This window comes from Foetidibacter luteolus, assembly GCF_009650435.1.
Lineage (GTDB): Bacteria > Bacteroidota > Bacteroidia > Chitinophagales > Chitinophagaceae > Foetidibacter > Foetidibacter luteolus.
This window is the reverse complement of the sequence record NZ_VVIP01000069.1, coordinates 1-25,009: the sequence shown is the minus strand read 5'-3', so window position 1 is coordinate 25,009 and position 25,009 is coordinate 1. Positions and strand designations below refer to the sequence as shown.

Sequence of the window (25,009 nt, the reverse complement as noted above, 5' to 3'; positions counted from 1 at the left end):
GATCATAAAAATAAAAAACAAAAAAACAGCTTGTGGCATACACAAAAAAACCTGCTACGAGCCAGAAAGAAAAATTCGATTTAATATCAATGGGTAAATCACTTTCGATTAACTCTATAAAAAAAAGAATACTATAAAGAGACAGTAATAACCCGCTTGTCACAAAACCTATCCTGTTAATCCTGCTTAAATTTTCCCAAAAAGTATAATCAAAAATTAAAAAGACCAAGAAAAAACATGCCCCATAGATAATATATCTCCTTTTTTTATTACTTTCCAGAATATGAAAAACAAGGAATGAATATGCATAAAAATCAAAGACTATAAAAAAATGATACAAAAACAAATTGTAGCATTTTTTTTCTGCTAAATAATTACTATAGGCAAATGTTAGTAATGCTATGATAAAATAACTATATAAAAAATTGAATTTTTTTGGCACGTAACTTCTCCGCCATACATACATTACCAATGTAATTCCTGGAGCATATGTATCTGAGTAGTCAAGGATTAATTGAATATTCATTCCTCGATAAGCTAAATTGATATAGGCTTGTTTAGCGCATTTTCTTTACCGCATTGAGAGGGGCATGGGCGTGCTTTAGCAATTTTGGGCTCATTGGCGCCAGGATTTTCAGGCAACTCTCCTGGAACTTTATAGTCAGTTGCCTCGTATTGCTCCTCTTTAATTGTGGCTATTACGATAATGTCTAACAAAGCTTTTCCATCATCGCCTGTATCATCAGACTTTCCAAAGTAAACCTTTAGGCCAGTAAATCCCACTCCTTGATCCTGAGCAAATAATTCATCAATAGAATCCTTAGGAATAAAATACCCTTTTTGATCCTTAGAAAAAGGAAAATCGGAAATATCTTTGATAGTAGTCCGGTAGTCCTCAATTTCCTTTCGGGCTTGCTTCAAATCCTTGACATAAGCAAGGTTTTGTGACGATAGATACTCAATATCGCAGCCTTGCAAGCTGTTAACTTCAGCAAATTTTTTGTTGATTGACATTGTTATTTTTTTAAATTAAAAATGGTTATCTCATACAATGTAGGATGCGATACTGTCATTTGCAATATGGTCAACAGCAGATGAAGCAAAATTAAACTATGCTTGTTTGCATTAAACCTTCGCAGTCAAGGGGTTTGCATCTTTTTACTAAGATGTAAGTTTGGTGTTTCCCTCACCAAATACGTGAAAAACACGGTATGCCAATCCTTCTTTACACAAGCCACTTCCCAGTCAAACAACGCTTGCCCCTGATGGAGCAATTTCCAAACTTCGCTATCAAACAACTCTTACTATGAAAAAAGCAACCTTTATCATTCTGGCGGCCGTTTTGAGTCTTGCTGGCTACTCACAAACTGTTTATAACATTAACCCGGTGGGCGAAGAAAAAAACAATAAAACAAGTGTCCGGTTTGGGGAAACAGTAAAATTCCGCATCAAAAATGTAAACAGCCTGAAACTGGGTGGCTATGTTACAAGCAAACCTATTACCATAGATTTTACTATTCCTACTCAGTTTTCAGAAGCAGGACAACAAGAAACAGCCGGAAAGGAAGATGCCGAAAAAAAAACATCCGGTATTTCCAAAAACGCGGTATCCGCCTGGGCTGATACTAAACTTTTGGAAGAACAAAAAAAAGCTGCTATAAATGAGGCCGAAGGCGTTAGACAAGAGGAAGATTCACTGGTGCAAAAAATAAACGAGCTTGCTAAAAAATCCAACAAACAGTCATCTGCCATTACGGCCCTTCAAAAAAAGCTCAATACAGTTATAGAGGCTATAGATGCCATCAATAAAAAAATAGAACAACTCACAAAAGCTATTGAGCAGCAACAGAAAGAAAAAAAGGAGGATTCATTGCGGCAGGTATTCAAAAAAGAGTTCAGCGCTTTTATAGCTGATATTCAGAAGATATCGTTATACGTAAAAGCAGAGGAGCATATTGACAGCATGGTACCCCCGCTTTTTATTGCTGACACTGCCGCATTAAAGCGTAGCGTCAAAAATTATATAGATGCTGTTTTTGGTAGCCCTGATGATTCTGCATGTGCTAAAGAGGTAATAGATGTTTTTAACAGGGTCAACAGTTCATACACCATCCTCAAAGAAACGTACGAAACGCTTTCAAAACTTGTTGACAATGAAAACAGTACAGTTTCCGGTGAGTTAAAAACAAAAGGCGGGGAAATATCCATAAAAATAACCGACGCCAAACTTGAGTTTAAACGGAAGAAATTCTTTGAAGAGGAATTTGCTTTTGCCAGCAAACTTCAGAAAGAATTATCGGAGCCCAAGACACGCACAGAACTGATAAACAAGGCCAACCTGGCTGTAAACCTTTACACACTTATCTGCAACAGCCATTTTGAAGTATATACTGATGCCGAACAGATAAACGATGACTTTATGGAGCTGTCACCCGTGTTGAAAGACAGCAACGGAAAAACCGTAAAGGAGTTTAACAAGGTAACATTTCGTTCCCAAGGAGGCATCAAGGTAAACTTCTCTTCCGGCTACCTGATGTCTTTTGCGGGCGATGATAATTACGCCATATACACAGATGGCGATACAGTATTAGGCGTAAAAAAACAGGCCACCAACAAAATAACACATGCCATAGGCGCATTGGGGCATGTATATGTTAGGTCTGACAAAGACGTTAATGTGGCATTATCCGGGGGCATAAGCATCACCAATACCGGCACTGTTGGATTTTATTTTGGCCCCAGCCTTCTCTTCCTTGAAAAAAACCGGCTTGCTTTTTCCGCAGGCATATCCTTTATCCAGACAAAAACACTTAATACAGGTAATTTAAAGCCTATTCCCGACTCTGATAATGGGCCATATCAATTTGCCTTCAGCAACACCGGCAACAACACTATTAATTATGACAATTTATATAAATCACACTTCTTTATCGGCCTTACCTATAACATTTTCAAAAGTAAATAACCCCTCCGTGAAAAATCACACCCCACCCCGTTCTTTTTCACATTGTTTACGCTTTTGCCTTGCCGCAATTTTGTACTGTTATAGCAAGCGATATGCTTGTATAACAATAACAATTTTTTCATTGGGGGTTATATGCTGACACACGACGGTGATTTTCTAATCACCGTTTTTTTCTTTTATTAACCCCGGGCAGCCACCCTAACCAAAACAAGTAACTGACTTTCTGCATCTTAACAGCAAAACATCAAGGTTGGCCGCTATGCACCGGGCCTACAATTCAACCACGGTTTTCTGCAATTCATCCGGAAAAAAATTTAACCGCTACCTCTCAAAGGTTCTATTTTGTACTTTAACAGCCGCATTTGATATAAACACCAAAAACACCTTATATGAAAAAACATTTACTTCCCTTGTTTGCTTTATTTACAACAGGCGCTTTACAGGCGGGGGCACAGGTTACCAAGCTCTCCAACAATACAGGCCTTTCAGGCGTGGTGGTTAATGGCAAGCCCATTTTGGTAACCCAGTTAACCGGCGAGTTCTGGACTACCGACGGCACACCCGGCGGCACTGCCAGGTACACTACCAAAGTGGTTTCACCAGATGGCGATTCACCGGAAAGCTACCTTTTTCAAAACAAACTTTTCTTTGGTGGTTCTACCGTTGCCGAGGGCAATGAACTTTGGGTTACCGATGGCACTGATGCCGGTACCGCCCTTATTAAAAACATCAACGCGGGTGCTGCCAGCTCTTCCCCCGAAAGCTTTTTTGAATTAAACGGTACATTGTTCTTTTGGGCGGATAACGGCGCAAACGGCAAAGAGTTATGGAAAACTGACGGAACCAACGCTGGCACTACGTTAGTCAAGGACATTAACCCAGGCGCCCCCAGCAGTATTTCCAATTCTGGCCTGCAGACTTATAAATTAAACGGTATTGCTTTTTTTACCGCTGACAATGGCGCCAACGGTATTGAGCTTTGGAAGACAGACGGCACCACGGCCGGTACGGCTTTAGTAAAAGATATTAACCCCGGCCCGGCAGGTTCTACATCTCTTATTTCCTCTTATTTCTCGTTTGAATCGCTGGCCAATAACGTTTTCTTTTTTGCAGACAACGGCACCAATGGGCTTGAGTTATGGAAGTCTGATGGCAGCAATGCAGGCACCAGTATGGTGAAAGATGCAAACACTTCACTTATACCTTCCTTCTTCCCGAACCTCATGTACAAATTCAACAATAAAATTTATTACTCTTACGATGATGGCATCAATGGCAGCGAACTTTGGGTAACGGATGGTACAACCGCTGGCACTAACCTGCTTAAAGACATAAATCCAGATGGTGAATCTTCCATGCCATACCTGCTTTTTCCACCTGTAATCAATGGCAAGTTTTTCTTTACCGCAACAGATGCAGACCATGGCGCTGAATTATGGTGTTCAGACGGTACTGCCGCCGGTACCACGCTGTTGAAAGACATCAACCCCGGCACACAATCTTCTGACGCATTTGTATTACCTAACTTTTCCAGCTTCTTCCAGGATCAGCAGCATCAAACCCTCTTTAATGGCAAAATGTTTATACAGGCAACCACCGCTGCTAATGGCCAGGAACTTTGGATTACCGATGGCACCAGCGCAGGTACTGTATTGGTAAAAGATATTAATCCAGGTACGGAAGATGGCATGAGCAGCCTGAGTTATTTCTATACTAAATCCGGGCTGTATTTTTCCGCCACCAACGGCACTACCGGTGTAGAACCCTGGAAGTCTGACGGTACTTCTGCAGGCACCCAGATTGTAAAAGATATTCATACCGGTGCGGAAGATTCCGGACCCCAGTTTCTGTTTATCTACAACAGCAAACTCTACTTTATGGCCCGCGATGCAGATAATGTAACAGATACCGATGGCGACCTCTTTCGCACCGATGGCGATGAAGAAACACTACCCATCACCCTCCTCTCCTTCAAGGCCACTCTCGAAGGTAAATCTGTAAACCTCGGCTGGAGCACCAGCACCGAAATAAACAGCAGCCACTTTACTGTTCAGCGCAGTACCGATGGACAAAGTTTCGAAACCATTGGCAAAGTAACCGCCGCCGGCAACAGCACCATAGCCCGCCACTATACATTTACTGATGGCAAAGCCCTGCAAACAGGCGTTAACAGGTTGTACTACCGCTTGCTGATGGTTGATAAAGACGGCAGCAGCAAGCTATCCCCAATTGCGGATGTACGGCTTAACAACCTGGTGGTAGAGGCAAGGCTGTCGCCCAACCCGGCAAAAGATGTACTCAATATTTCATTAAGCAACGCCGGTGCAAAAAGCCTGTCACTACGCATTACCGATATTTCCGGCAAGCCCGTTTACCTGCAAAAACTTAACAATGCTGGCAACCAGCAACGCATCAACGTAGCCGGCCTGTCCAAAGGTGTTTACTACCTGCAGGTAGTAACAGACGATGGCGCTAAAACCATCAAATTTGTAAAAGAATAAAGCATACAACTATTAACTATTACTTGCAACAAAGGCTGCCGGTGGCAGCCTTTGTTTTTTACAGATATTTTTGATACCAGCGATGGTATTCTATGGCATCGTCTGTTGCGTCGCAAGCACTTCATCGTTTGGCTCATTGGGCGGCTTTTCAGGCCCCGGTAGATTGTGAAAAAATGTTTAAGGTCTTATCTTGGTGTTGAGCTTATGCTGAATCGAGTAAATACATAACAACCTTATTATGGCACAGGAAATAGAAAGAAGATATTTAGTTGACCACTATAGATGGCAACAACTAAGTAAGCCCGAAGGACAGCTTTACAGGCAAGGATATTTGTTGACAGATCCTAACAAAGCAATTCGGGTAAGAATTACGCCAACAAAGGGCTTCCTCACTATCAAAGGACTTTCAATCGGCGCTACACGACCAGAATACGAATATGAAATTCCTGTTGATGAAGCAAAGGAGTTAATAGATAATTTTTCAGCTACTGAATTATCAAAAATCAGGTACAAACTTGAGGTTGACAACAAAGTTTGGGAGGTTGACGAATTTCTCGGGAATAACACTGGGCTTATTATAGCTGAAATTGAATTAACAAGTGAAGATGAACAGTTTTACGTTCCCGTTTGGGTGGGTAAAGAAGTTACCGGAGAAGAAAAATATTATAATTCTAATTTGACAATCCTGCCTTTTAAAGATTGGAAATCGTAGCATACAACCACATTTGCAAATACCCTTCGCTTTGCTCCATAGTATTCCCGAACGTACAAGTGAGTGACACAACTGGGCCTCATAGTAGCACCACTGCCCGGCCCATAAAAATAAAACCCGGGTAATAGCTACCCACTGTCCCTCCTGCCCGTTAAATGTTTACATTCGTAAACATACAACCTGCCAACTATCTGGCCTTTCTTTTGTTGGCAGTATGTTTAACCACACAACATAATCTATGGATGCAATCTACCACCAGTTGCCGGTTGAGGAAGTAATTGCGCAACTGCAAACCAGCAGGCAGGGCTTAAGCGGCGAAGAAGTGCAGAAGCGGTTGCAGCAATATGGAAAGAACAGCATACCACAGCCCAGGTCAAAATCGCTGGCAGTTATATTTTTTCAACAGTTTTTAAACCCCCTCATTTATGTACTGATAGCCGCAGCGGCTATATCTGTTGCCACCGGCGATGTAAAGGATGCTATTTTTATTACCGCCATTATTGTTATTAATGCTGTGCTGGGCACCTACCAGGAGTGGCGTGCCGAAAACAGCGCCCAGGCCTTGCGCAATATGGTAAAGGTTAAATGCCGTGTAAAGCGTGGTAACCACATTAACGAAATTGACTCGGAAGAACTGGTGCCCGGCGATATAGTGTTGCTGGAATCTGGCTTTAAAGTGCCCGCCGATTTACGTCTTATTGAAGTAAACGAACTTTCTGTGGAAGAAGCGCTGCTTACCGGGGAATCTGTAGCTGTTAACAAGAATACAAATCCGCTGCAGGGCGGCAATGAGCTATCTCTTGGCGACAGGCTGAATATGGTGTTTGCGGCAACTACCGTACAAAAAGGCCGTGGTATTGGCGTTGTTACTGCTACAGCGCAAAACACACAAATAGGCCGCATTGCAGATTCGCTGCGTACCACGGAGTCTGAAAAGCCACCGCTTGTACGCCGTATGGAATCATTCTCCAAAAAAATAAGCATCATCGTATTGGGCGTTTGCGTGGTGTTGGGCATAATAGGATACCTGGAAGGCATGCCCGCTGGTGAAATATTTTTTCTAATGGTGGCCGTAGGCGTATCCGCCATCCCGGAAGGCTTGCCCGTGGCGTTAACAGTGGCCTTATCCATAGGTACCCGGCGCATGGCCAAACGCAATGTAATTGTACGCAAGCTGCCGGCCGTGGAAGGATTGGGAAGCTGTACGCTGGTAGCGTCTGACAAAACGGGCACGCTTACCATGGACCAGCAGTCTGTTCAAAAGCTTTACCTGCCCGATGGCAAGTTTTATGAGGTTACCGGCCAGGGTTACAATGGCGAAGGTGATATTTTAGACGGCGGCGCCAGGATTACTGAAATGAATGGGCAAATGCAGCGCTTTATGCTGGCCAGCATACTTAGCAACGAGGGCATACTGCGCAAAACGGCTGACGGATGGGAGCATTCCGGCGATGCTGTGGATGTAGCTTTCAGGGCACTGGCGTATAAAATTGGCAAGGAGCCAAAGTTTTTTAAAGAGCAGGCCGAAGTGGTGGAGATGATACCTTATGAATCGGAAAGAAAATATTCCGCCGTGTATTTCAAACAGGATGGCCGGCTTCAGTTTGCCATGAAGGGTGCTGTGGAAGTTGTATTGAAGCATTTACCGGAAAATGAGCGGGAAAAAGTAAATGAAGTATCAGAGCAAATGGCGGCAGAAGGTTTTAGGGTACTGGCCCTTGCAGGTGTGGATGTTGAAGCCACAGGCATAGATAAATTACCGCCACTGCAATTGTTCGGGTTAATAGGAATGATTGACCCTTTACGGCCAGAAGCTAAGGATGCCGTGCAGGAATGCCAGCGGGCGGGCATACGGGTGGTAATGGTAACCGGCGATCATCCGGCAACGGCGCTGGCTATCGCTACCTCGTTAGGCATTGCAAAAACAAAAGAAGAAATTATTACCGGCACTCAGCTTTCCGGCATGGAAGAGCTGGACGTTAAGAGCCTCGCAGCCAACATTAAAGACAAGAGGGTATTTGCCCGTGTGGCGCCGCTGCAAAAGCAACGCATTGTAGAAGCCATGAAATCGCTGGGGCATTTTGTAGCGGTAACAGGGGATGGCGCCAACGATGCGCCTGCCTTAAAGTCTGCACATATCGGCGTAGCTATGGGCGCCGGTACAGATCTTGCCAAAGAGGCTTCCTCTATTATTATTACCGATAACAATTTCGCATCCATCGCCGCCGGTGTTGAAGAGGGCCGCTTTACTTTCGATAACCTGCGCAAGATTATCTACCTGCTCATATCAACCGGCGTGGCTGAACTGCTGGCTGTAGCGCTGGCCATTATTTTAAATGTGGCGCAACCTTTCCTGGCTGTTCAGTTGTTATGGCTAAACCTGGTAACCAACGGCATACAGGATATAGCCCTTGCATTTGAAAAAGGCGATAAAGCGGTAATGCAAAAACCGCCCCGCAAACCCGATGAAAGCATCTTTGATAAACTGATGAACAGCCAGATAATTGTGTCAGGCGTATTTATCGCGGCCGCGGCTTTTGGTGTTTGGTATTACCTTATTAACCACGCGGGTTACAACGAAAAACATGCACGTACCGTGGTAATGATGTTAATGGTGTTACTGCAAAATTTTCATGTGCTCAATTGCCGGTCAGAAACAAAAAGTCTTTTTAAGCTGCCACTTAAAAACAATTATGTGTTGCTGGTGGGCATTGTGTTGGCGCAACTGGTGCATATATCCGCCGCGTTTATACCCGGCCTCAATAACACATTGCAGTTAGAGCCTATAACATTCAATGAATGGCTGGTATTGTTGCCTGCCGCCGCAGGTATATTGCTGGTAATGGAAATATTTAAATGGATATGGAAAAAATCTAATGCAGGCAATAACCAGCATTAAACAATTGAACATCCAACAACTGAACATTTTTTGGTGGCCGGCTGCAGATGCTTCGTGGCATCGCCTGTTGCGTCGCACTACGTTCATCGTTCGGTTCATTGGGCGTCTTTTCAGACCCGGATAGAGAATATTGAACAAGGATATGTCCCTGAGGGACATGTTATGGGTAGAACAGGCATGTACGTTCTGCTATGTTCCGGAGGAACATTTTGTGCCCATGCTCATAATACAGTCACAAGGCGTTCCCCTGGAACGCTGGCAGCATCCTGAAATGTTCTACCCACCATGTGTTCCGCCGGAACACGCATTGCATCATGCTATAAAGAATAGGTACAAAAATTACATAACAACAGCACAAAATAGACAAAAGCTTTTACCAGTTCCTGTGTCTCGTACGTTTTACACCAGTCCTTGCATAACTTGTCCCGCACTTGTTGCGGGAAGGCGCCTTAGCGGTTTCGGTTCCACCGTAAGGTGGAATTGCGACGATAGCGCAGCGTTATCGGAGCAAAGAAGCCGGTACAGCGCCGCTGCAAGGACGAAGCCATGCGGCTTGAGCATAAAAACATGGAATTAAAGCTTAACCCAAAAAAATGAGCTTCAATAATTTTACAACACATTGCATGTTATAAAATATTAAAGCTCTAATGAACTACCTACTTAAGCCATCAGGCCACTCACATCTTCTTCAACTTCTCCCACATTTCAGGGATGCGCTTAACCCACACAAGCTCCCTTCTCTTAACAGAAGCATCTTCCGCCGGGTAGCCAAAATATGTTTTGCCGCCTTTAAGCGTAGAAGGCACACCGCTTTGCGCCAGTACAACGGCATTCTCACCAATCGTCAATGTTTTGCTTACACCTACCTGGCCCCATAGCGTAACGCCATCTTCAATTACACAGGCGCCGGCAATACCCACCTGCGCCGCAAACAAACAGTTGCGGCCTACATGCGTATCATGACCAATATGTACCATGTTATCCATCTTGGTACCGCGGCCTATAAAGGTTGAGGCCGTAACGCCCCTGTCTATCGTACATCCTGCACCTATTTCCACATCATCTTCAATAATAACATTGCCGCAGCTTTGCATACGTTTGTACCATACATCACGGTTCTTTTTGGTATTGTAGTAAAAAGCATCGCTGCCTATTACGCTCCCGGCCTGTATAACTACATTGTTGCCAATCTGCGTATAGTCCATAATGCTTACGTTAGGGTAAATGATGCAGTTATCCCCAATAACAACATCTTTCCCGATAAACACATTCGGCATAACAACAGTGCCACTGCCGATAATGGCTGAATCATTTACAGGCTTAACAGCGGGGGTAAAAGGACGGTAGTGCTTAACGATAGCCAGGTAAGCTTCAAAAGGGTCGTCTACATACAACAGGTTTTTACCCGCAGGAACAGTAACATCTTTTGTATTGATGATGATGTGTGTAGCCGCGCTGTTTAAACAGGTATCGTAATATTTGGGGTGGTCAACAAAGCAAAGGTCATACTCCTGCACTTTATGCAGCTCATTAATACCACGGGCAAGCGCATGCTTATCACCAATAACTTCAGCGCCTATCATTTCAGCTATTGTTTGCAACGTTACAGGAGACGTGAACTGCATAACGATTCAGATTTTTTCGCGGTCAAAGTTAACAAGTGCATACATGCTTTGTAAAATTTAATATAGCCTTGCATTCCATGCATGCATGTAGCACAATCGCTACATTGGCAAACACGCTGATGCACTGTACATACAAGGCGCTTCTGACCATAACGCCTGAAACCCTTTATTCATCAATGTTTCAGCCATGCTTGCCAACAGGCTGCACAAACTGTACGCTATGCAATTGAGCAATGCGCATTAAGCGTTTGCTGTTGTTGTCATCAGCTAATTCACATCAGCACAAAAAATGTGAATAAAAATGTTTGAATTTTTTTTTGTATTGGTGAAAACTCTTTTTAATATTGTGTCGGGAATTTTGTTTCCCGGTACTTACTAACCCATCCATATAACAAAGTCCCGCTTCGGCGGGATTTTTGATTGTTATGCATCGCTACTTTATTATCTACAAACCATATCTTGTTTTATCACAGTTTACATCGCAGGAAGGTAAGCCAACGCTAAAAGATTTCTTTACCGTGCCGGTGGATGTATATCCTGTTGGCAGGCTGGATAACGATAGTGAAGGCCTGCTGATATTAACCAATGACAGCAGGCTTAATCATCGTTTACTAAACCCATCTTTTGCACATGAGCGGGAGTATTGGGCACAGGTTGACGGCAACATTACTGCCGCCGCTATTAATGCATTAAGCAAAGGTGTTGACATAAATATTGAAGGCAAAGCTTACAAAACAAGGCCGTGTAAAGCATCGCTTTTTCAGGCAGAGCCGGCAGTAGCGTTAAGGGTGCCGCCAATACGTTACAGGGCCAATATACCTGCGCCATGGATAAAGCTGGTACTTACTGAAGGTAAGAACAGGCAGGTGAGAAAAATGACCGCTAAAGTTGGCTTTGCAACACTAAGGCTTATACGTTACCGCATCGGGCAAATTACGCTTGACAACATGCAGCCAGGCGACATGATTGAGTTGCCGGAAAAGACTATTTACCGTAAACTTTTTGGTGAGTAGTGTTACACTAAAGCACCAACAATTGTATTGCCGGCTAACTATAAAAAATAAAACCGCGGATGGCTCCACGGTTTTATTTTTATAAGCTTGTATACTGAATCAGGAATTGAGCTTTACTGATGTAGGCAGAGCATTTTTATGAACCATTAACCCGGTCGTTTTGTACAGCACAAAATTTTTTGTTACATACAGGTAGCCTTTGTAATCGTTCTTTTCGCCCCAGGAATTTTTGATGATGTAATACTCTCTTCCGCCCTGGTCTTTGGCAAGGCCAACTATCTGCATGCCATGGTCGTCGGTAGTGCTGTAGTTGTCAAGCCCTTGTTGCCTTAGTTCCGGTGTAATAGCTCTTTCGGGTTTGGGGCCATTAAACATATCCTTTTTTTCTTCCTCCGTCATGTCATCAAAATCTTTTTCCGGCACATAAGCCACGCCATTCTTCCAGCTAAAGTATTTTTCACTTACATCGGTAGCCCAGCCAACGGAATATCCCTTTTGCAAAGCGTTGTCTATAACAGTAATAATATCGTTCAACGGTATGTTCCAGGCATAGTCAAAACTCCAGTTATCCGGTACGGGCAAAAACACTTTGCTGTAATAAGGCTGGTCTGTAAGTGAAGTCATTTCTACATAATCGGCCGGGTTAAGCCCCACCACTTCTTTGGCAAAGCTTTGCGGCGTGTATGTTTTGCCTTTGTATTCAAATGTTTCCGGCACTTTGCCCAGGTAAGCATCCAGCGCGGCGGTAAAGGCATTAATCCAGTTGGGGGTAAGTTTGCCATTGGCATTTTTAATAATGCCATCCAGCATACCTTTTAAAGCGTCCTGCATTTCTCCAAACTTATTAATGCTGGTACCATAGTTTAAGCCGCTGTACACAGATTGTGGTAATGCTCCGTAAGTTTTATAGATATTGATAACATCATGCAGTTCGCCGCCATCGCCCCAGCTTACAGCGCCATGCATACGCACATAATTTTTGGCTTTTTCAATGTACACACAACGGGCAGTGTAAATTTCACTAATGTCAACAGGTTGTTTGCCGGTGCGTATCATTTCTGTTTCCAGGAAAGAGTTGCCGGAATAACTCCAGCAGGTACCGCTGCTGCCCTGGTTTTTAATGGAGGTGGTTTCAATATTGATGACAGGCGTAAAGGTGAACTTGGCTTTGGCACTGTCGCTGTTGTTTTTACTAAGGGAATTTACAAGGTTGTCCTGCGCTGCGGCATCCGTACCATACCACGCAAGCGCGGCAAGTACCCAGGTGATTTTTTTGACCATATAAGAAAATTTAAAAAATAAAGCGGCGAAGGTAAAGGGTTGGCAGAGGAAAGCCAAGAATTAGCAGTGAAGCAACAGGTAACGAGCTGTGAGCCTTTAGCTATGAGCTATGAGTTATGAGCTATTGGTGATAGCGGGCTAAAACCTACCCGGGCTGAAAAGCCGAATAATGTACAGAACCCTTCGCATTGCTCAGGGCAGGCTACTGCTGCAATTGTTGAAGAGAATTACAGCAGTACAAGAGTGCGACGCAACGGAAGCCTCATGCTTGTTCTAAAGCCGGGGCCATAAAAATGCTCGTATAATTAGCGTAGCTAATTATACCCTTATAGCAACAAGGATTATACAGCACCAGTAAATTGCTTAAGAAACCGGATATCGTTTTGGGAATAGAGACGCAGGTCGTTCACCTGGTATTTTAGCTGGGTAATGCGTTCAACACCCATACCAAACGCAAAGCCTGTGTACTTGTTGCTGTCTATACCAAAGTTGTCCAGCACTTTGGGGTGTACCATTCCGCTGCCAAGTATTTCTACCCAGCCGGTATGTTTGCAAACCGTGCAGCCATCGCCGCCACAGATAAGGCAACTGATATCCATTTCGGCACTGGGCTCTGTAAAAGGAAAATAGGAGGGGCGGAAACGCACTTTTACCTCTTTGCCAAACATTTCCTGCACAAAAAAGTACAGGGTTTGTTTAAGATCCGCAAAGCTTACATTTTCATCTACATATAAACCTTCTACCTGGTGAAAAAAGCAATGCGCCCTGGCACTTACCGTTTCGTTGCGGTACACACGGCCGGGGCATATAACGCGTATAGGCGGCTTTTGCTTTTCCATTACCCTTGCCTGCACGCTGCTGGTATGTGTGCGCAACAACCAGGAAGGGTTTTGATTGATATAGAATGTATCCTGCATATCACGTGCAGGGTGGTCTTCGGGCAAATTCATGGCGCCAAAGTTGTGCCAGTCGTCTTCTATTTCAGGGCCTTCAGCCACGGCAAAACCCAGGCGTTTAAAGATGGAAACCACCTGGTTACGTACCAGGCTTAAGGGGTGGCGGGAACCTACAGGTATGGCATCGCCGGGCAGGCTAAGGTCTATACCTGCAGAAGCCGCTTTTTGAGTACCGTTGCGTTGTGCAAACGATTCGTACCGTGCTTCGGCAAACTGCTTAAAATCATTCAGCACCAGGCCAAACTCCTTACGTTGTTCCGCAGGCACATTCTTCATTTCGCCCATCATGGCCTTAACTACACCTTTTGTGCCCAGGTATTTAATCCTGAAGTTCTCTGCAGCCGCTGCATCTGTTGCTTCAAAGCCGCTTATTTCCTGTTTTAACTCCTGTATTCTTTGCAGCAATTGTTCCATGCGGCGAAGATAAGCAAATGTGGTTACGTTGTACAGCCAGCCCTTTGCACCCAGAATTTACTTTTATAGATAAAGCAAAATAACCGTTAAGTAATCGGTTTATTTTTTTATGATAACGGGGTATAAATTAGGTTTACTTTTTTTACGGCATATAACTCACGCAGATTGGCAAGCACTACTACAAATATCCCCTTAGCCTGTACATTACTGAAAATTGATTTCGGGGAAGAATTGTTATTGATTGTGGCGGTGGTACTGATATTAGCCCTGATCATCTATTTTCTGTTGCGGCGTATTGTGAATGAAATAAAACTGCGGGAAGCACAAAAAACAGAAATTGAAAAACTGAAAGCTCTCGGTTACCAGCACCAGTTGGAAATTGAACAGGTCATCAATTACTTTGTTTCCAACATTTCGGAACAGAAAACCATTGACGGCATTTTATGGGGCGTAGCCAAAAACTGCATTTCGAAACTGGGCTTTGAAGACTGTGTTATTTATATGCTGGACGAACAGCGCCGGGTACTGGTACAAAAAGCAGCATGGGGCCCCAAAACAACGGAACAAAACAAAATAGTAAACCCTATTGAAATACCCGCAGGCAAGGGCATTGTTGGCACTGTGGCCGTAACGGGAAAACCAGAAATCATCAACGATACCTCAACGGATAAACGCTACATCATTGATGACAAAAGAAGACTATCTGAAATAACGCTGCCCATTGTTATTAACGGCAAAATACTGGGCGTTATAGACAGTGAGCACCCTAAAAAGAATTTTTACACCCAGCGCCACCAGCAAATTTTGTCTACCATCGCATCGCTCTGCGCTGATAAGATTGACAAACTGATAGCGGAAGAACAAACCCACCAAAAAGAAATAGAACTGATTAAACTTAGCCAGGACCTGGCCACCAGCCGGCTTACCGCCCTGCGCAGCCAGATGAACCCGCATTTTATTTTTAATGCCCTTAACTCTGTGCAGCAATACATTTTAAAAGGCGATGTGGACGAAGCCAACCGTTACCTCTCCAAATTCTCCCGCCTGCAAAGAGAGGTGCTGCAACATTGCGACCAGAACTTTATTTCGCTGGAAAAAGAAATTGAAATGCTGAACCTGTACCTGCAACTGGAGCAACTGCGCTTTAATGACAACTTTGTTTACAACATTAGGTTCAGCGATGATATTGACCCATCCGAAATAAAGATACCGCCCATGATGCTGCAGCCTTTTGTGGAAAATGCCATCTGGCACGGCCTTATGCCCAAAAAGGGCGACAAGGAAATTGCTATTGACTTTATGCTGCAGGAAGATGACCTGGTTGTTTGCACCATTAAAGACAATGGTATTGGCCGCGAAGCTTCGGCAAAACTTAAGCAGCTTATACCCGGCCACAACGGCAGCATCCATAAGTCCAAAGGCCTTGCACTGGTATTGGAAAGGCTGGATGTACTGCAAAAACATTACCGCCAAACCTTTGAAGCCTCTATATCAGACATGCGGGATATTGGCGGCAACACCCTGGGCACTTCCGTAAAGCTTGTTATGCATACGGGCAACTAAAACTACCCCAACCTGTTGCCATTGATGCGGCAACGCATTCTTCAAAATTTAAATTCAACTCCCAAAATGTATCATTAAATTAGTTGCATGATTAAGGCACTGGTAATTGATGATGAACCTTCTGCCATAACCACCATGCAACTGTTGCTGGAACGGTATGTTCCGGAAATTACATCGGTAAAGGCAAGCAACGGCGCAGACTTTGACTGCGTGAATGCTTTAGTTGCCGAATACCAGCCGGATATTTTGTTCCTGGATATACAAATGCCCGTTATCAACGGTTTTGAACTGCTTAGAAAATTACCTGCCATTAACTTTGAAGTGGTATTTACCACTGCCCACGATCAATACGCCGTTCAGGCCATCCGCTTCAGCGCACTTGATTACCTGCTGAAGCCTATTGATGCGGATGAACTAAGGGCTACGATAGAAAGGTTCATTCAAAAACAGCAAACCCAGCAGGACAGGAAGGCGCTTTACGACAATTTTCTTCACAACATTCAGGCGCAGAAAAAAGATTTCAGGCTGGCTGTATCTACTACAGAAGGCACCTATTTTCTGCAGCCCGATGACATAATACGCCTGGAAGGCGAAGGCAATTACACCAAATTTTTCTTTATTAACCGCAAGCCGTTGCTTACTTCCAAAACATTAAAAGAGTACGAGGAAATTTTGTCAGGCCACAATTTCATCCGCATCCATAAATCACACATGGTAAACTGCCAGCATGTAATAAGCTATAAAAACGAAAGCGGGCTTATTATGAAAGATAATTCTGTGGTAGAAGTCTCCCGCCGCCGTAAGGAAGAAGTAATGCAGGCACTTAAAAATGTGTGATGTAAGGTGTACGATGTTAGATGTACTTCGTACTTCGTAACTCGTACTTTTTACATCGTACATCCCACATCGTACATCTAACATTTTAGGGGGTGTCCCTCGTGCCTCGGGTCGGGCTTTCCGCTATTACTCCGGCACAAGGCCCGGCTGCGATGGCTTCACCGGGGTAACCGCTTCAATCCCTCACCCGAAGGTGTAACAGGCTGGTCATTTTATTTACATCGTACATCACCCACCTAACATCTTACATTGTTTTACATCGTACATCCCACATCTAACATCTTACATTGTTTTACATCGTACATCCCACATCTAACATCTTACATAAAAAAGTACTTCGTAACTCGTACTTAGGCAGTTTTAGCTTGTTATTCCTTTACTTCGCAGATACCTAATTTCTAATGCTACATGAACATCATTATAACAGGGGCTTCCAAAGGGCTGGGCAGGGCCATAGCTGAAAAGTTTGCCGCCCCGGGCCATAACCTTTTTATATGCAGCCGCAATGAGCAGCAGCTAAAGCAAACCTCGGAGGAATTATTGCGCACCTACCCGTTTTGTACCATCAACTTTCGTCCGGTTGATATGAGTGTTGCTGGTGAGGTTAAAGCATTTGCACAATGGGTGCTCGACAGTGGCTTCACCCCCGATATTATTGTCAACAATGCCGGCCAGTTTATACCCGGCAGTGTGCATAACGAGAAACAAGGTGTGCTGGAAAAAATGATTGAGGTAAACCTCTACAGCGCTTACCACCTTACACGTTACCTGCTGCCACCAATGATGCAGGCACGCAGCGGCCACATCTTTAATATCTGCTCTATCGCATCCCTGCAGGCGTATGCTAATGGTGGCGCTTACAGCATCAGCAAGTTTGCACTGGCTGGTTTTAGTAAAAACCTGAGGGAGGAAATGAAACCCTATAACATTAAGGTAACGGCTGTGTATCCCGGTGCGGCATATACTGATAGCTGGAGCGGCAGTGGCGTTGACCCTAACCGCATTATGCAGGCCAATGACGTAGCAGAAATGGTTTTTGCCACCGCGGCACTTTCACCACAGGCTTGTGTGGAAGACATTGTTTTACGGCCACAGTTGGGTGATTTGTAATGAATACCATTTGTTACACACAGATGCCGGTAACCTGCAACCGCCAACTGTTCAATGTTCGTTTGTTCAATGTTTAATGTCAGCATTGTGTCCGGCAACCGTATCTTACCATCTTTAACGGGTATCAAGAAGCTACTGCACGTCATTAGCTAAAAAAGCTATCAGCCTTTTTCACTTCAACAGACCGGTAATCGGCAACTGGTAACCGGCAACTGTCTTTCGGGTGAGGGATTGAAGCGGTTACCCCGGTGAGGCCATTGCAGCAGGGCTTCTGTGCCGGAGTAATAGCGGAAAGGCCGACCCCTTGCGATAGCTTGGGGGCACCCCCAAAAACAAACACGAAGTTTGAAGTACGAAGTACTTTTTTATGTTAGAGATATCATGGATGAGCGATGTAAATAACAACGCCCCCCTCGCCATTCGCCACTCACCACTTGCCCAATGATACACAATGTGGCACAAGTACTTCGTACATTTGCCTGATGAAATACCGCCATCTCTTTTTTGATCTTGACCATACCCTTTGGGATTTTGAGGCCAATGCCAAAGAAACCCTGCTGGATTTACACGGGCTTAATGCCTTACATACATTGGGTGTGCAGGATTTTGAAGCGTTTTTTTCGCGGTATAGTTTTCACAACGAGCGGTTATGGGACAGGTACACCAAGGGCTTTATTAAACAGGACGAGTTGCGTTGGAAAAGAATGTGGCTGGCTTTGCTGGATTTTAAAGTGGCCAACGAGCCGCTGGCAAGGCAAATGTCGCTGCAGTTTTTGGAAAGGCTGCCGTATAAAAAGAGCCTCTTTCCTTATACCATCGAAATACTGGAATACCTTACCCGTAAGGGATATGTGCTGCACCTGGTAACCAATGGCTTTGAATCTGTACAGCACCTTAAGCTGCAGCACAGCAACCTTAAAGGATACTTTAGGGAAGTGATAACATCAGAAAGAAGCAACAGCCTTAAACCGCATAAAGACATTTTTGAATTTGCCCTGCGGGAAGCCGATGCCCTGAAAGAACACAGCATAATGATTGGTGATAACCTGGATGCGGATATACAGGGCGCCACCAATGCAGGCCTTGAAACGGTTTTTGTAAACCACCTTAAAATACAGCCTCATATAAAGGCAACCTACACTGTGCAACACCTTAAAGAACTGGAAACAATTTTTTAAAGCATAAACGGAGCAGACTATGGCAGAAGACCTGTTGATACAACAAGGCACTAAAGAAGAGCAATACCAATCTTTAATACCACAGATAAACGCTTTAATTGAAGGTGAACCCGACCTTATAGCCAACCTTGCCAACATTACCGGCGCTTTAAAGGAACAATTCGGCTGGCTGTGGATTGGTTTTTACCTGGTTAAAAACAACGAGCTGGTACTCGGCCCGTTCCAGGGGCCGGTAGCCTGCACCCGTATACGCAAAGGCAAAGGTGTATGCGGCACGGCCTGGGAAAAAGCACAAACATTGATTGTACCCGATGTAGAGCAATTTCCCGGACATATAACCTGCAGCAGTTTATCCAAAAGCGAAATTGTGGTGCCGGTTATCCGCCACGGAGAAGTAGTAGCCGTGCTGGATGCAGACAGCATAAACCTGGAGGAATTTAATGAAACAGACCGCCAGTACCTGGAAGCTATTGTGGAAATGATTGTGTTTTGATGCAGCCGTTAAAGCTTAGCATCCAATCGCAATTTGTAAAAGAGAGATTGCCACGCAAACACAGAGGAAAAATAAAAGTACGCTGGTAATACTTTTCCTCTTGCATGCCTCACTGGTAATCTGCTTTTTCCTCCTTAATATTTCCGTGCCTCTGTGGCCGTGGTTACCCCATTTCGCCGCTCATCATAAAAAAGCGGCTTAAATTCCCTCTGCTCTTGCATCGTTTAAAAATATCTCTACTTTTGCTGCCGTGTTTATCGCTTCACATCTTCTGTAAAAAGCGTTATTTAGTATCAAACTTTCTTTTTATGAAAAGCTTTGCCGCGTTTATCATCGTACGGATGTAAACGCACATTTTCCGGATTATTCGTTGTCAGCCAACACCGGCTGATTTTTTCACGTTCTGTATTTTTCAACATTTATTCATTTTAGTAATGACTACTACTTCTATACCCAAACGTATTGGGGATATACTATCGCTTATTAAACAGTCTGTAAGCGGCCCGCCGCAGGATTTTACGCAGGGCAGCATCAGCAAAGCTGTTTTCCTGCTGGCCGTACCCATGATTCTTGAAATGATGATGGAATCGGTATTTGCTGTGGTGGATATTTATTTTGTAGGCCGGCTGGGCAATGCCGCCGTGGCCACTGTAGGCTTAACGGAATCTGTGCTTACGCTGGTGTATTCTGTTGCCATAGGCCTAAGCATGGCTGCTACCGCTACTGTAGCACGGCGTGTGGGTGAAAAGAATCCTGAAGAAGCGTCCAAAGCCGGCATGCAGTCCATATTAATAGGGCTTGCTTTTACAGTTCTCATCAGCCTGGCAGGGATGATTTTTGCAGATGATGTATTGCGGCTGATGGGCGGTACAGACAAAGTAATTGCCGAAGGAACATCCTATACCCGCATCATTTTTGGCGGCAGCGCGGCGGTAATGCTGCTGTTTCTTATCAACGGTATTTTTCGCGGCGCAGGCGATGCGGCCATGGCCATGAAAAGCCTGTGGATAGCCAACATCTGCAACATTATTCTTTGCCCCATGCTTATTAACGGCTGGGGCCCTTTTCCGCAAATGGGGCTTATCGGCGCGGCGGTGGCCACCACTACCGGCAGGTCTGTAGGTGTGCTGTACCAGTGTTTTCACCTGTTTAGGGGCAATGGGGTGCTGCATATCAAAAAGAAGCATTTTGTGCCGGATTTCACGGTAATCAAATCGCTGTTAAACATTGCGTGGACGGGTACCTTACAGTTTCTTATCGGTTCTGCAAGCTGGATTGTGCTGGCAATGATAATAGCGAAGTTTAAAGATGATTCCATCGTGGCAGGCTACCAGGTCTCTATACGCATTTTGTTGTTCTTTTTGTTGCCTGCCTGGGGCTTAAGCAATGCCGCGGCAACGTTGGTAGGCCAAAACCTGGGGGCGCAGCAACCGGCACGTGCAGAAAAAAGCGTTTGGCAAACGGCCAAGTACAATGCCATATTCATGGCGTTGGTAACAGTGTTGTTTTACCTGTTTGCAACGCCCATTGTCAATTTCATTAATAAAGATCCTGCCGCTGAAAAAATTGCCATCAGCGCATTGGGCATAGTAAGCATGGGTTACGTGTTTTATGGAGTAGGCATGGTAATGGTAAGCGCCTTTAACGGTGCCGGCGATACCAAAACACCCACTTATATTAACCTGGTGGGTTTCTGGGCATTGCAAATACCGCTGGCCTACCTGCTGGCCATGGTGTTAGGGCTTGGCCCCAAAGGCGTATTCATAGCCATTGTAACCGCGGAAAGCTTTATTACCCTTATAGCCATCGTGTTATTTATGCGTGGCAAATGGAAAACGGTAAATGTATAAATGCTTCAGGCAAAAGCCCTTCGGGGCCTTTGTTTTTTTATTATGGACTTAACGGTAATGCTACTATGAGGCATCGTTCTGTCACTCACTTGTACGGCTGGGTTCGCTATGCAGCAATGTGCAGCGGGCTTCGAATGTTGTATCCTCTTTTGTCCAAAGTTCATCTTAGCGGCCAGCATAAACCTATAGTTGCCAAATAAATACGCAAAGGGTTATTAACCATCGTGCATAATTTTTTTGCCCTGTTACATACCTGTTCTGTTTTGTTTTGCGTTTACTTTATACAAACATTCTGTGGTTATGAACAGGCTTATCACAACGGTGATACTTTGCGCAATATTACTATGCAATACCTCTTACATACCCGGTAAACCGGAAGCATCCAACTATTACATTGTTATTGACAAGAGCGATTTTGAGCTGCATGTTTTTGACAGGCAGGGATGGCTGGTTACATTTCCCGTGGTGTTTGGAAGCAAAGACATGGGCGATAAAATGATGGAGGGAGACCGCCGTACACCGGAAGGCACGTTTACCATTATTAATAAAAAAGTGCATACTAAATGGAACAGGTTTATGCTGCTTGATTATCCTACACAAGACAGTTATGCCAAATTTAACCAGCGTAAGGCGCAAGGTGTTATTCCGGCCAATGCAAAAATTGGGGGCGGCGTTGGCATACATGGCGTTTGGCCGCACGAAGATTATGCTGTTGACCGTTATGAAAACTGGACACTGGGCTGCATAAGCATGAAAAACGAAGATGTACAGGAGTTGTTTTCGCTGGTACCTGTGGGTACCAAAGTAACCATTAGAAAGTAAACTAACTCAAGTTTTGGATCTTTTAAAACGTGCTGTATATCGTTTCTTTCCTTGACCTTTTTTGTTGCCTTTTTGTGTCGAGCCTGTTCCGGACTTGTTCCGGGTACAAAAAAGTAAATAAGGGTATTCAATACAGGTCTGTGCGGCACCCAAAACTCACCTTAAACTAAAACTAACTGCTTATTAAAAACAAACCCGGCTTGATGGCCGGGTTTATTGCTTTATACAACTATTGTTTGTGCTTATACTATTACCGGTACAGAGTGTACGGCATTGCTCATCTCAGCAATTAAGGAAGGGTCTTTTTCAATAGCGTTGCCTACTACAATTATGTCTGCACCGGCCTTACAATTCAGGTAAGCTTTTTCAGGGTCTGTTATACCCCCCCCAATTACCAGGGGCACTTCTATATGGCGGGCAACTTTTTCTATCATGTGCTCAGTAATGGGCCTTTTGGCGCCACTGCCGGCATCCATATAAATCAGCTTCATGCCCAGCATTTCCCCGGCCAGCGCTGTACACATGGCAATTTCATTTTTATCAGCCGGTATGGGCGCCGCATTGGATATATAAGAAACCGTGGTGGGGGCCCCGCCATCAATTACCATATAACCTGTTGGTATAATTTCAAGGCCGCTGTGTTTTACAAAAGGTGCGCTTATAACATGCTGGCCAATGAGTAACTCAGGGTTGCGGCCGGAGATTAATGACAGGTACAGCAATGCGTCGGCATATTTGCTTAGCTGGGAAGGTGATCCGGGAAAAAGTATAACAGGTATATTACAGGAAGACTTGATAATTTGTATGCTTTCATCCAGGTTATCGGCAATTACAAGGCTGCCGCCCACAAAAAAGTAGTCCACATTAGCATTTACAGCCAGCGAAACCAGTTGATCAATAGCCGAAACCTCAATTTTATCCGGGTCTATCAGTACTGAAAATGATTTACGCCCCTGCCTTTTTCTTTCTGTAAGTTGTTGGTATAGCGTATTCTTCATGCAAAATTTTAATATGTGCCGTTGCAAAAATGCAAAATCTTTTCCTCTTTAAGCCTGTTTATTTATCCATACCGCCCCGTAAAGCTGTACCTATGCCTTGAATGCCAAAGCATTCCGTAAAGTTTTGTAACCAATTGATGGATGCAAAACCACTGCAAACAATCGGGAATATTATTGATGTTTTGCAGGGTACTTGGGGGGTAGATAATTGAACAGTTTAGGTATTTTACATGGATTTGGTGGTTGATAATTGCTTTTTGCGCCGGTTCGTAACCTGAAAATACTGATTTTTCTTTAAAAACAGGCCGGGGCCGCCCTCAATTTTTTAAACTTCACCAAAAGATAAACGGCGCATACCTTAAACCGGATTTTTATATTTGCCGCATGTCTGCCGAAAAAATTATTACCGACTGGAAAAATAAAACCTACAAGCCCGTTTACTGGCTGGAAGGAGAGGAGCCCTACTTTATTGACCAGGTAATGCATTATGCAGAGCACAGCATTCTTACCGAAAGCGAAGCCGGTTTTAACCTTACCGTTTTTTATGGCCGGGATGCAGATTGGGCATCGGTGGTAAATGCCTGCAGGCGGTACCCCATGTTTGCCGAGAGGCAGGTAGTACTTTTAAAAGAAGCCCAGCAAATGCGGGATATAGAAAAGCTGGAAGGTTACATTGATAACCCGCTGCCTTCTACCGTTTTTGTGGTTAGCTACAAAGACAAAAAGCTGGATGGCCGCACCAAATTTGCCGGCCTGGTTAAAAAAAAGGGGGAAATACTAAGCACCAAAAAGCTTTACGAAAACCAATTGCCGGAGTGGGCCCAGCGTATGGTAGAACGGCATGGCTTAACGATACAGCAAAAGGCGCTGGCCCTGCTGGTTGACCATATTGGCAATGATCTTAACCGGCTGCAGAACGAAATTGAGAAACTGGCGGTAAACCTGGGCAACCGAAAGAATATTAATGAGGACGATATTGAGGAATATATTGGCGTTAGCAAGGAGTTTAATGTGTTTGAGCTGCAGGATGCCATTGCCAAAAAAGACATTGCCAAAGCCATACGAATAATACAATATTTTAAGGCCAACCCAAAAGCTGCACCCATACAATTGATTTTACCCACCATCTACGGCTTTTTTAGTAAGGTGTACTCCATTTTTGGCATGGATAATAAAAGTGAGCAGGCTTTAATTCCGCTGTTTAACCGCAACCCTTTTGCGGCCCGAACCGGGCTGCAGGCTACGCAGGCTTATGGTTATGCCGGTGTGGAAAGGGTATTGCTGCTGCTTCACCAATACAACCTGCGCAGCATTGGCATTAATGATGCAGGCACCGACGATGCCGATTTGCTGAAAGAGCTGGTGGTGAAAATGATGGCGACCAATGCGTAGCAACTATTGTTCAATGTTCTATTGTTCAATTTTGTTTATGCAATGAACCGATTTGTACCTGCAAATTCAGCAGCTTTACAAAAAAATTCTCTTCACCGGCAACCGGCAACTGTTCAATGTTCGTTTGTTTAAAGTTTACTGTTACTAGCGGGTAGTGTTTTGCGCTTCTGTAGCGAAACAAATTATCAGCCTTCTACACATTCAACAGACCGGTAACCTGCAACTTGTAACCGGTAACCGCCTTTCGGGTCTCCCCCACAACCCATTGCAAAGCTCCGTAGGAGCGGTATGTTAGTGGCAAAAAGGTAATCGCGGCCAATTTTGTAAAGGCTCGTAGAGGCGGCATGTTAAGCAGCCTTTTGCATCAGGGCCCGTTCATCTTGCCGTTATATATCATCCT

18 protein-coding genes are annotated in these 25,009 nt (G+C 44.3%); 13 read left to right on the top strand and 5 right to left on the bottom strand.

The genetic code is table 11. The annotated features are described in order from the left end of the window. Nucleotides 1–537 precede the first annotated feature (537 nt). Nucleotides 538–1,014 (bottom strand): hypothetical protein, encoded by a 477-nt coding sequence (locus tag F0364_RS22820; RefSeq protein ID WP_153800136.1) that lies wholly within the window; start codon nucleotides 1,012–1,014, stop codon nucleotides 538–540. 292 nt (nucleotides 1,015–1,306) lie between these two features. Here F0364_RS22820 and F0364_RS22815 point away from each other — a divergent pair, with 292 nt between their 5' ends. The 4 genes from F0364_RS22815 to F0364_RS22800 all read left to right on the top strand — a co-directional run bounded on the left by F0364_RS22815 (nucleotide 1,307) and on the right by F0364_RS22800 (nucleotide 9,077). Further along, the gene (locus F0364_RS22815) at nucleotides 1,307–2,965 is read left to right on the top strand and encodes a coiled-coil domain-containing protein (RefSeq protein WP_153800135.1); all 1,659 of its coding nucleotides are present in this window, start codon (nucleotides 1,307–1,309) and stop codon (nucleotides 2,963–2,965) included. 389 nt (nucleotides 2,966–3,354) lie between these two features. Then, the gene (locus tag F0364_RS22810) at nucleotides 3,355–5,466 is read left to right on the top strand and encodes an ELWxxDGT repeat protein (protein WP_153800134.1); all 2,112 of its coding nucleotides are present in this window, start codon (nucleotides 3,355–3,357) and stop codon (nucleotides 5,464–5,466) included. Nucleotides 5,467–5,704: 238 nt separating this feature from the next. Continuing rightward, complete coding sequence (locus F0364_RS22805; protein WP_153800133.1) at nucleotides 5,705–6,178, top strand: CYTH domain-containing protein; 474 nt, start codon at nucleotides 5,705–5,707, stop codon at nucleotides 6,176–6,178. Nucleotides 6,179–6,416: 238 nt separating this feature from the next. Continuing rightward, a complete protein-coding gene (locus tag F0364_RS22800) occupies nucleotides 6,417–9,077 on the top strand; it encodes a cation-translocating P-type ATPase (RefSeq protein WP_207632835.1) in 2,661 nt (886 codons plus the stop codon). Between the two features lie 677 nt (nucleotides 9,078–9,754). Here F0364_RS22800 and F0364_RS22795 read toward each other — a convergent pair. After that, on the bottom strand, nucleotides 9,755–10,702 hold the full coding sequence (locus F0364_RS22795; RefSeq protein WP_153800132.1) for a UDP-3-O-(3-hydroxymyristoyl)glucosamine N-acyltransferase: 948 nt from the start codon (nucleotides 10,700–10,702) through the stop codon (nucleotides 9,755–9,757). A gap of 425 nt (nucleotides 10,703–11,127) precedes the next feature. Between F0364_RS22795 and F0364_RS22790 the strand changes: the two genes are divergently transcribed. Further along, a complete protein-coding gene (locus F0364_RS22790; protein WP_153800131.1) occupies nucleotides 11,128–11,715 on the top strand; it encodes a pseudouridine synthase in 588 nt (195 codons plus the stop codon). 99 nt (nucleotides 11,716–11,814) lie between these two features. On the opposite strand, the gene F0364_RS22785 is transcribed toward F0364_RS22790, so the two are convergent. Next, a complete protein-coding gene (locus tag F0364_RS22785; protein ID WP_153800130.1) occupies nucleotides 11,815–12,996 on the bottom strand; it encodes a C1 family peptidase in 1,182 nt (393 codons plus the stop codon). A gap of 341 nt (nucleotides 12,997–13,337) precedes the next feature. After that, entirely contained in the window at nucleotides 13,338–14,366 is a 1,029-nt protein-coding gene (gene pheS, locus F0364_RS22780) for a phenylalanine--tRNA ligase subunit alpha (RefSeq protein WP_153800129.1), read from the bottom strand. A 165-nt stretch (nucleotides 14,367–14,531) separates the two neighbouring features. Between pheS and F0364_RS22775 the strand changes: the two genes are divergently transcribed. The 7 genes from F0364_RS22775 (at nucleotide 14,532) to F0364_RS22745 (ending at nucleotide 22,219) form a co-directional block, all read left to right on the top strand. Beyond that, nucleotides 14,532–15,929, top strand: a complete 1,398-nt coding sequence (locus tag F0364_RS22775; RefSeq protein ID WP_153800128.1) for a histidine kinase — start codon at nucleotides 14,532–14,534, stop codon at nucleotides 15,927–15,929. 87 nt (nucleotides 15,930–16,016) lie between these two features. Continuing rightward, nucleotides 16,017–16,766 (top strand): LytR/AlgR family response regulator transcription factor, encoded by a 750-nt coding sequence (locus F0364_RS22770; RefSeq protein WP_153800127.1) that lies wholly within the window; start codon nucleotides 16,017–16,019, stop codon nucleotides 16,764–16,766. A gap of 408 nt (nucleotides 16,767–17,174) precedes the next feature. After that, nucleotides 17,175–17,876, top strand: coding sequence for an SDR family oxidoreductase (locus F0364_RS22765; protein ID WP_153800126.1), 702 nt, complete (start codon nucleotides 17,175–17,177; stop codon nucleotides 17,874–17,876). 482 nt (nucleotides 17,877–18,358) lie between these two features. Next, the gene (locus F0364_RS22760; protein ID WP_153800125.1) at nucleotides 18,359–19,054 is read left to right on the top strand and encodes a YjjG family noncanonical pyrimidine nucleotidase; all 696 of its coding nucleotides are present in this window, start codon (nucleotides 18,359–18,361) and stop codon (nucleotides 19,052–19,054) included. 19 nt (nucleotides 19,055–19,073) lie between these two features. Continuing rightward, nucleotides 19,074–19,547 carry a free L-methionine (R)-S-oxide reductase MsrC gene (gene msrC / locus F0364_RS22755; RefSeq protein ID WP_153800124.1) on the top strand — a complete coding sequence of 158 codons (474 nt, stop codon included), beginning with the start codon at nucleotides 19,074–19,076 and terminating at the stop codon, nucleotides 19,545–19,547. A gap of 434 nt (nucleotides 19,548–19,981) precedes the next feature. Continuing rightward, entirely contained in the window at nucleotides 19,982–21,397 is a 1,416-nt protein-coding gene (locus tag F0364_RS22750) for an MATE family efflux transporter (protein ID WP_153800123.1), read from the top strand. Nucleotides 21,398–21,697: 300 nt separating this feature from the next. Further along, a complete protein-coding gene (locus tag F0364_RS22745) occupies nucleotides 21,698–22,219 on the top strand; it encodes a L,D-transpeptidase family protein (protein ID WP_153800122.1) in 522 nt (173 codons plus the stop codon). A gap of 242 nt (nucleotides 22,220–22,461) precedes the next feature. Here F0364_RS22745 and F0364_RS22740 read toward each other — a convergent pair whose 3' ends face one another. Beyond that, nucleotides 22,462–23,217, bottom strand: coding sequence for a phosphoglycerol geranylgeranyltransferase (locus F0364_RS22740; RefSeq protein ID WP_153800121.1), 756 nt, complete (start codon nucleotides 23,215–23,217; stop codon nucleotides 22,462–22,464). A gap of 384 nt (nucleotides 23,218–23,601) precedes the next feature. Between F0364_RS22740 and holA the strand changes: the two genes are divergently transcribed. Beyond that, a complete protein-coding gene (gene holA / locus F0364_RS22735) occupies nucleotides 23,602–24,609 on the top strand; it encodes a DNA polymerase III subunit delta (protein WP_153800120.1) in 1,008 nt (335 codons plus the stop codon). Nucleotides 24,610–25,009: the final 400 nt, after the last annotated feature.

Bases quoted from the DNA above. Each gene is read 5' to 3' on its own strand.
- F0364_RS22820 (WP_153800136.1), bottom strand. From the start codon at position 1,014: ATGTCAATCAACAAAAAATTTGCTGAAGTTAACAGCTTGCAAGGCTGC.
- F0364_RS22815 (WP_153800135.1), top strand. From the start codon at position 1,307: ATGAAAAAAGCAACCTTTATCATTCTGGCGGCCGTTTTGAGTCTTGCT.
- F0364_RS22810 (WP_153800134.1), top strand. From the start codon at position 3,355: ATGAAAAAACATTTACTTCCCTTGTTTGCTTTATTTACAACAGGCGCT.
- F0364_RS22805 (WP_153800133.1), top strand. From the start codon at position 5,705: ATGGCACAGGAAATAGAAAGAAGATATTTAGTTGACCACTATAGATGG.
- F0364_RS22800 (WP_207632835.1), top strand. From the start codon at position 6,417: ATGGATGCAATCTACCACCAGTTGCCGGTTGAGGAAGTAATTGCGCAA.
- F0364_RS22795 (WP_153800132.1), bottom strand. From the start codon at position 10,702: ATGCAGTTCACGTCTCCTGTAACGTTGCAAACAATAGCTGAAATGATA.
- F0364_RS22790 (WP_153800131.1), top strand. From the start codon at position 11,128: ATGCATCGCTACTTTATTATCTACAAACCATATCTTGTTTTATCACAG.
- F0364_RS22785 (WP_153800130.1), bottom strand. From the start codon at position 12,996: ATGGTCAAAAAAATCACCTGGGTACTTGCCGCGCTTGCGTGGTATGGT.
- pheS (WP_153800129.1), bottom strand. From the start codon at position 14,366: ATGGAACAATTGCTGCAAAGAATACAGGAGTTAAAACAGGAAATAAGC.
- F0364_RS22770 (WP_153800127.1), top strand. From the start codon at position 16,017: ATGATTAAGGCACTGGTAATTGATGATGAACCTTCTGCCATAACCACC.
- F0364_RS22765 (WP_153800126.1), top strand. From the start codon at position 17,175: ATGAACATCATTATAACAGGGGCTTCCAAAGGGCTGGGCAGGGCCATA.
- F0364_RS22760 (WP_153800125.1), top strand. From the start codon at position 18,359: ATGAAATACCGCCATCTCTTTTTTGATCTTGACCATACCCTTTGGGAT.
- msrC (WP_153800124.1), top strand. From the start codon at position 19,074: ATGGCAGAAGACCTGTTGATACAACAAGGCACTAAAGAAGAGCAATAC.
- F0364_RS22750 (WP_153800123.1), top strand. From the start codon at position 19,982: ATGACTACTACTTCTATACCCAAACGTATTGGGGATATACTATCGCTT.
- F0364_RS22745 (WP_153800122.1), top strand. From the start codon at position 21,698: ATGAACAGGCTTATCACAACGGTGATACTTTGCGCAATATTACTATGC.
- F0364_RS22740 (WP_153800121.1), bottom strand. From the start codon at position 23,217: ATGAAGAATACGCTATACCAACAACTTACAGAAAGAAAAAGGCAGGGG.
- holA (WP_153800120.1), top strand. From the start codon at position 23,602: ATGTCTGCCGAAAAAATTATTACCGACTGGAAAAATAAAACCTACAAG.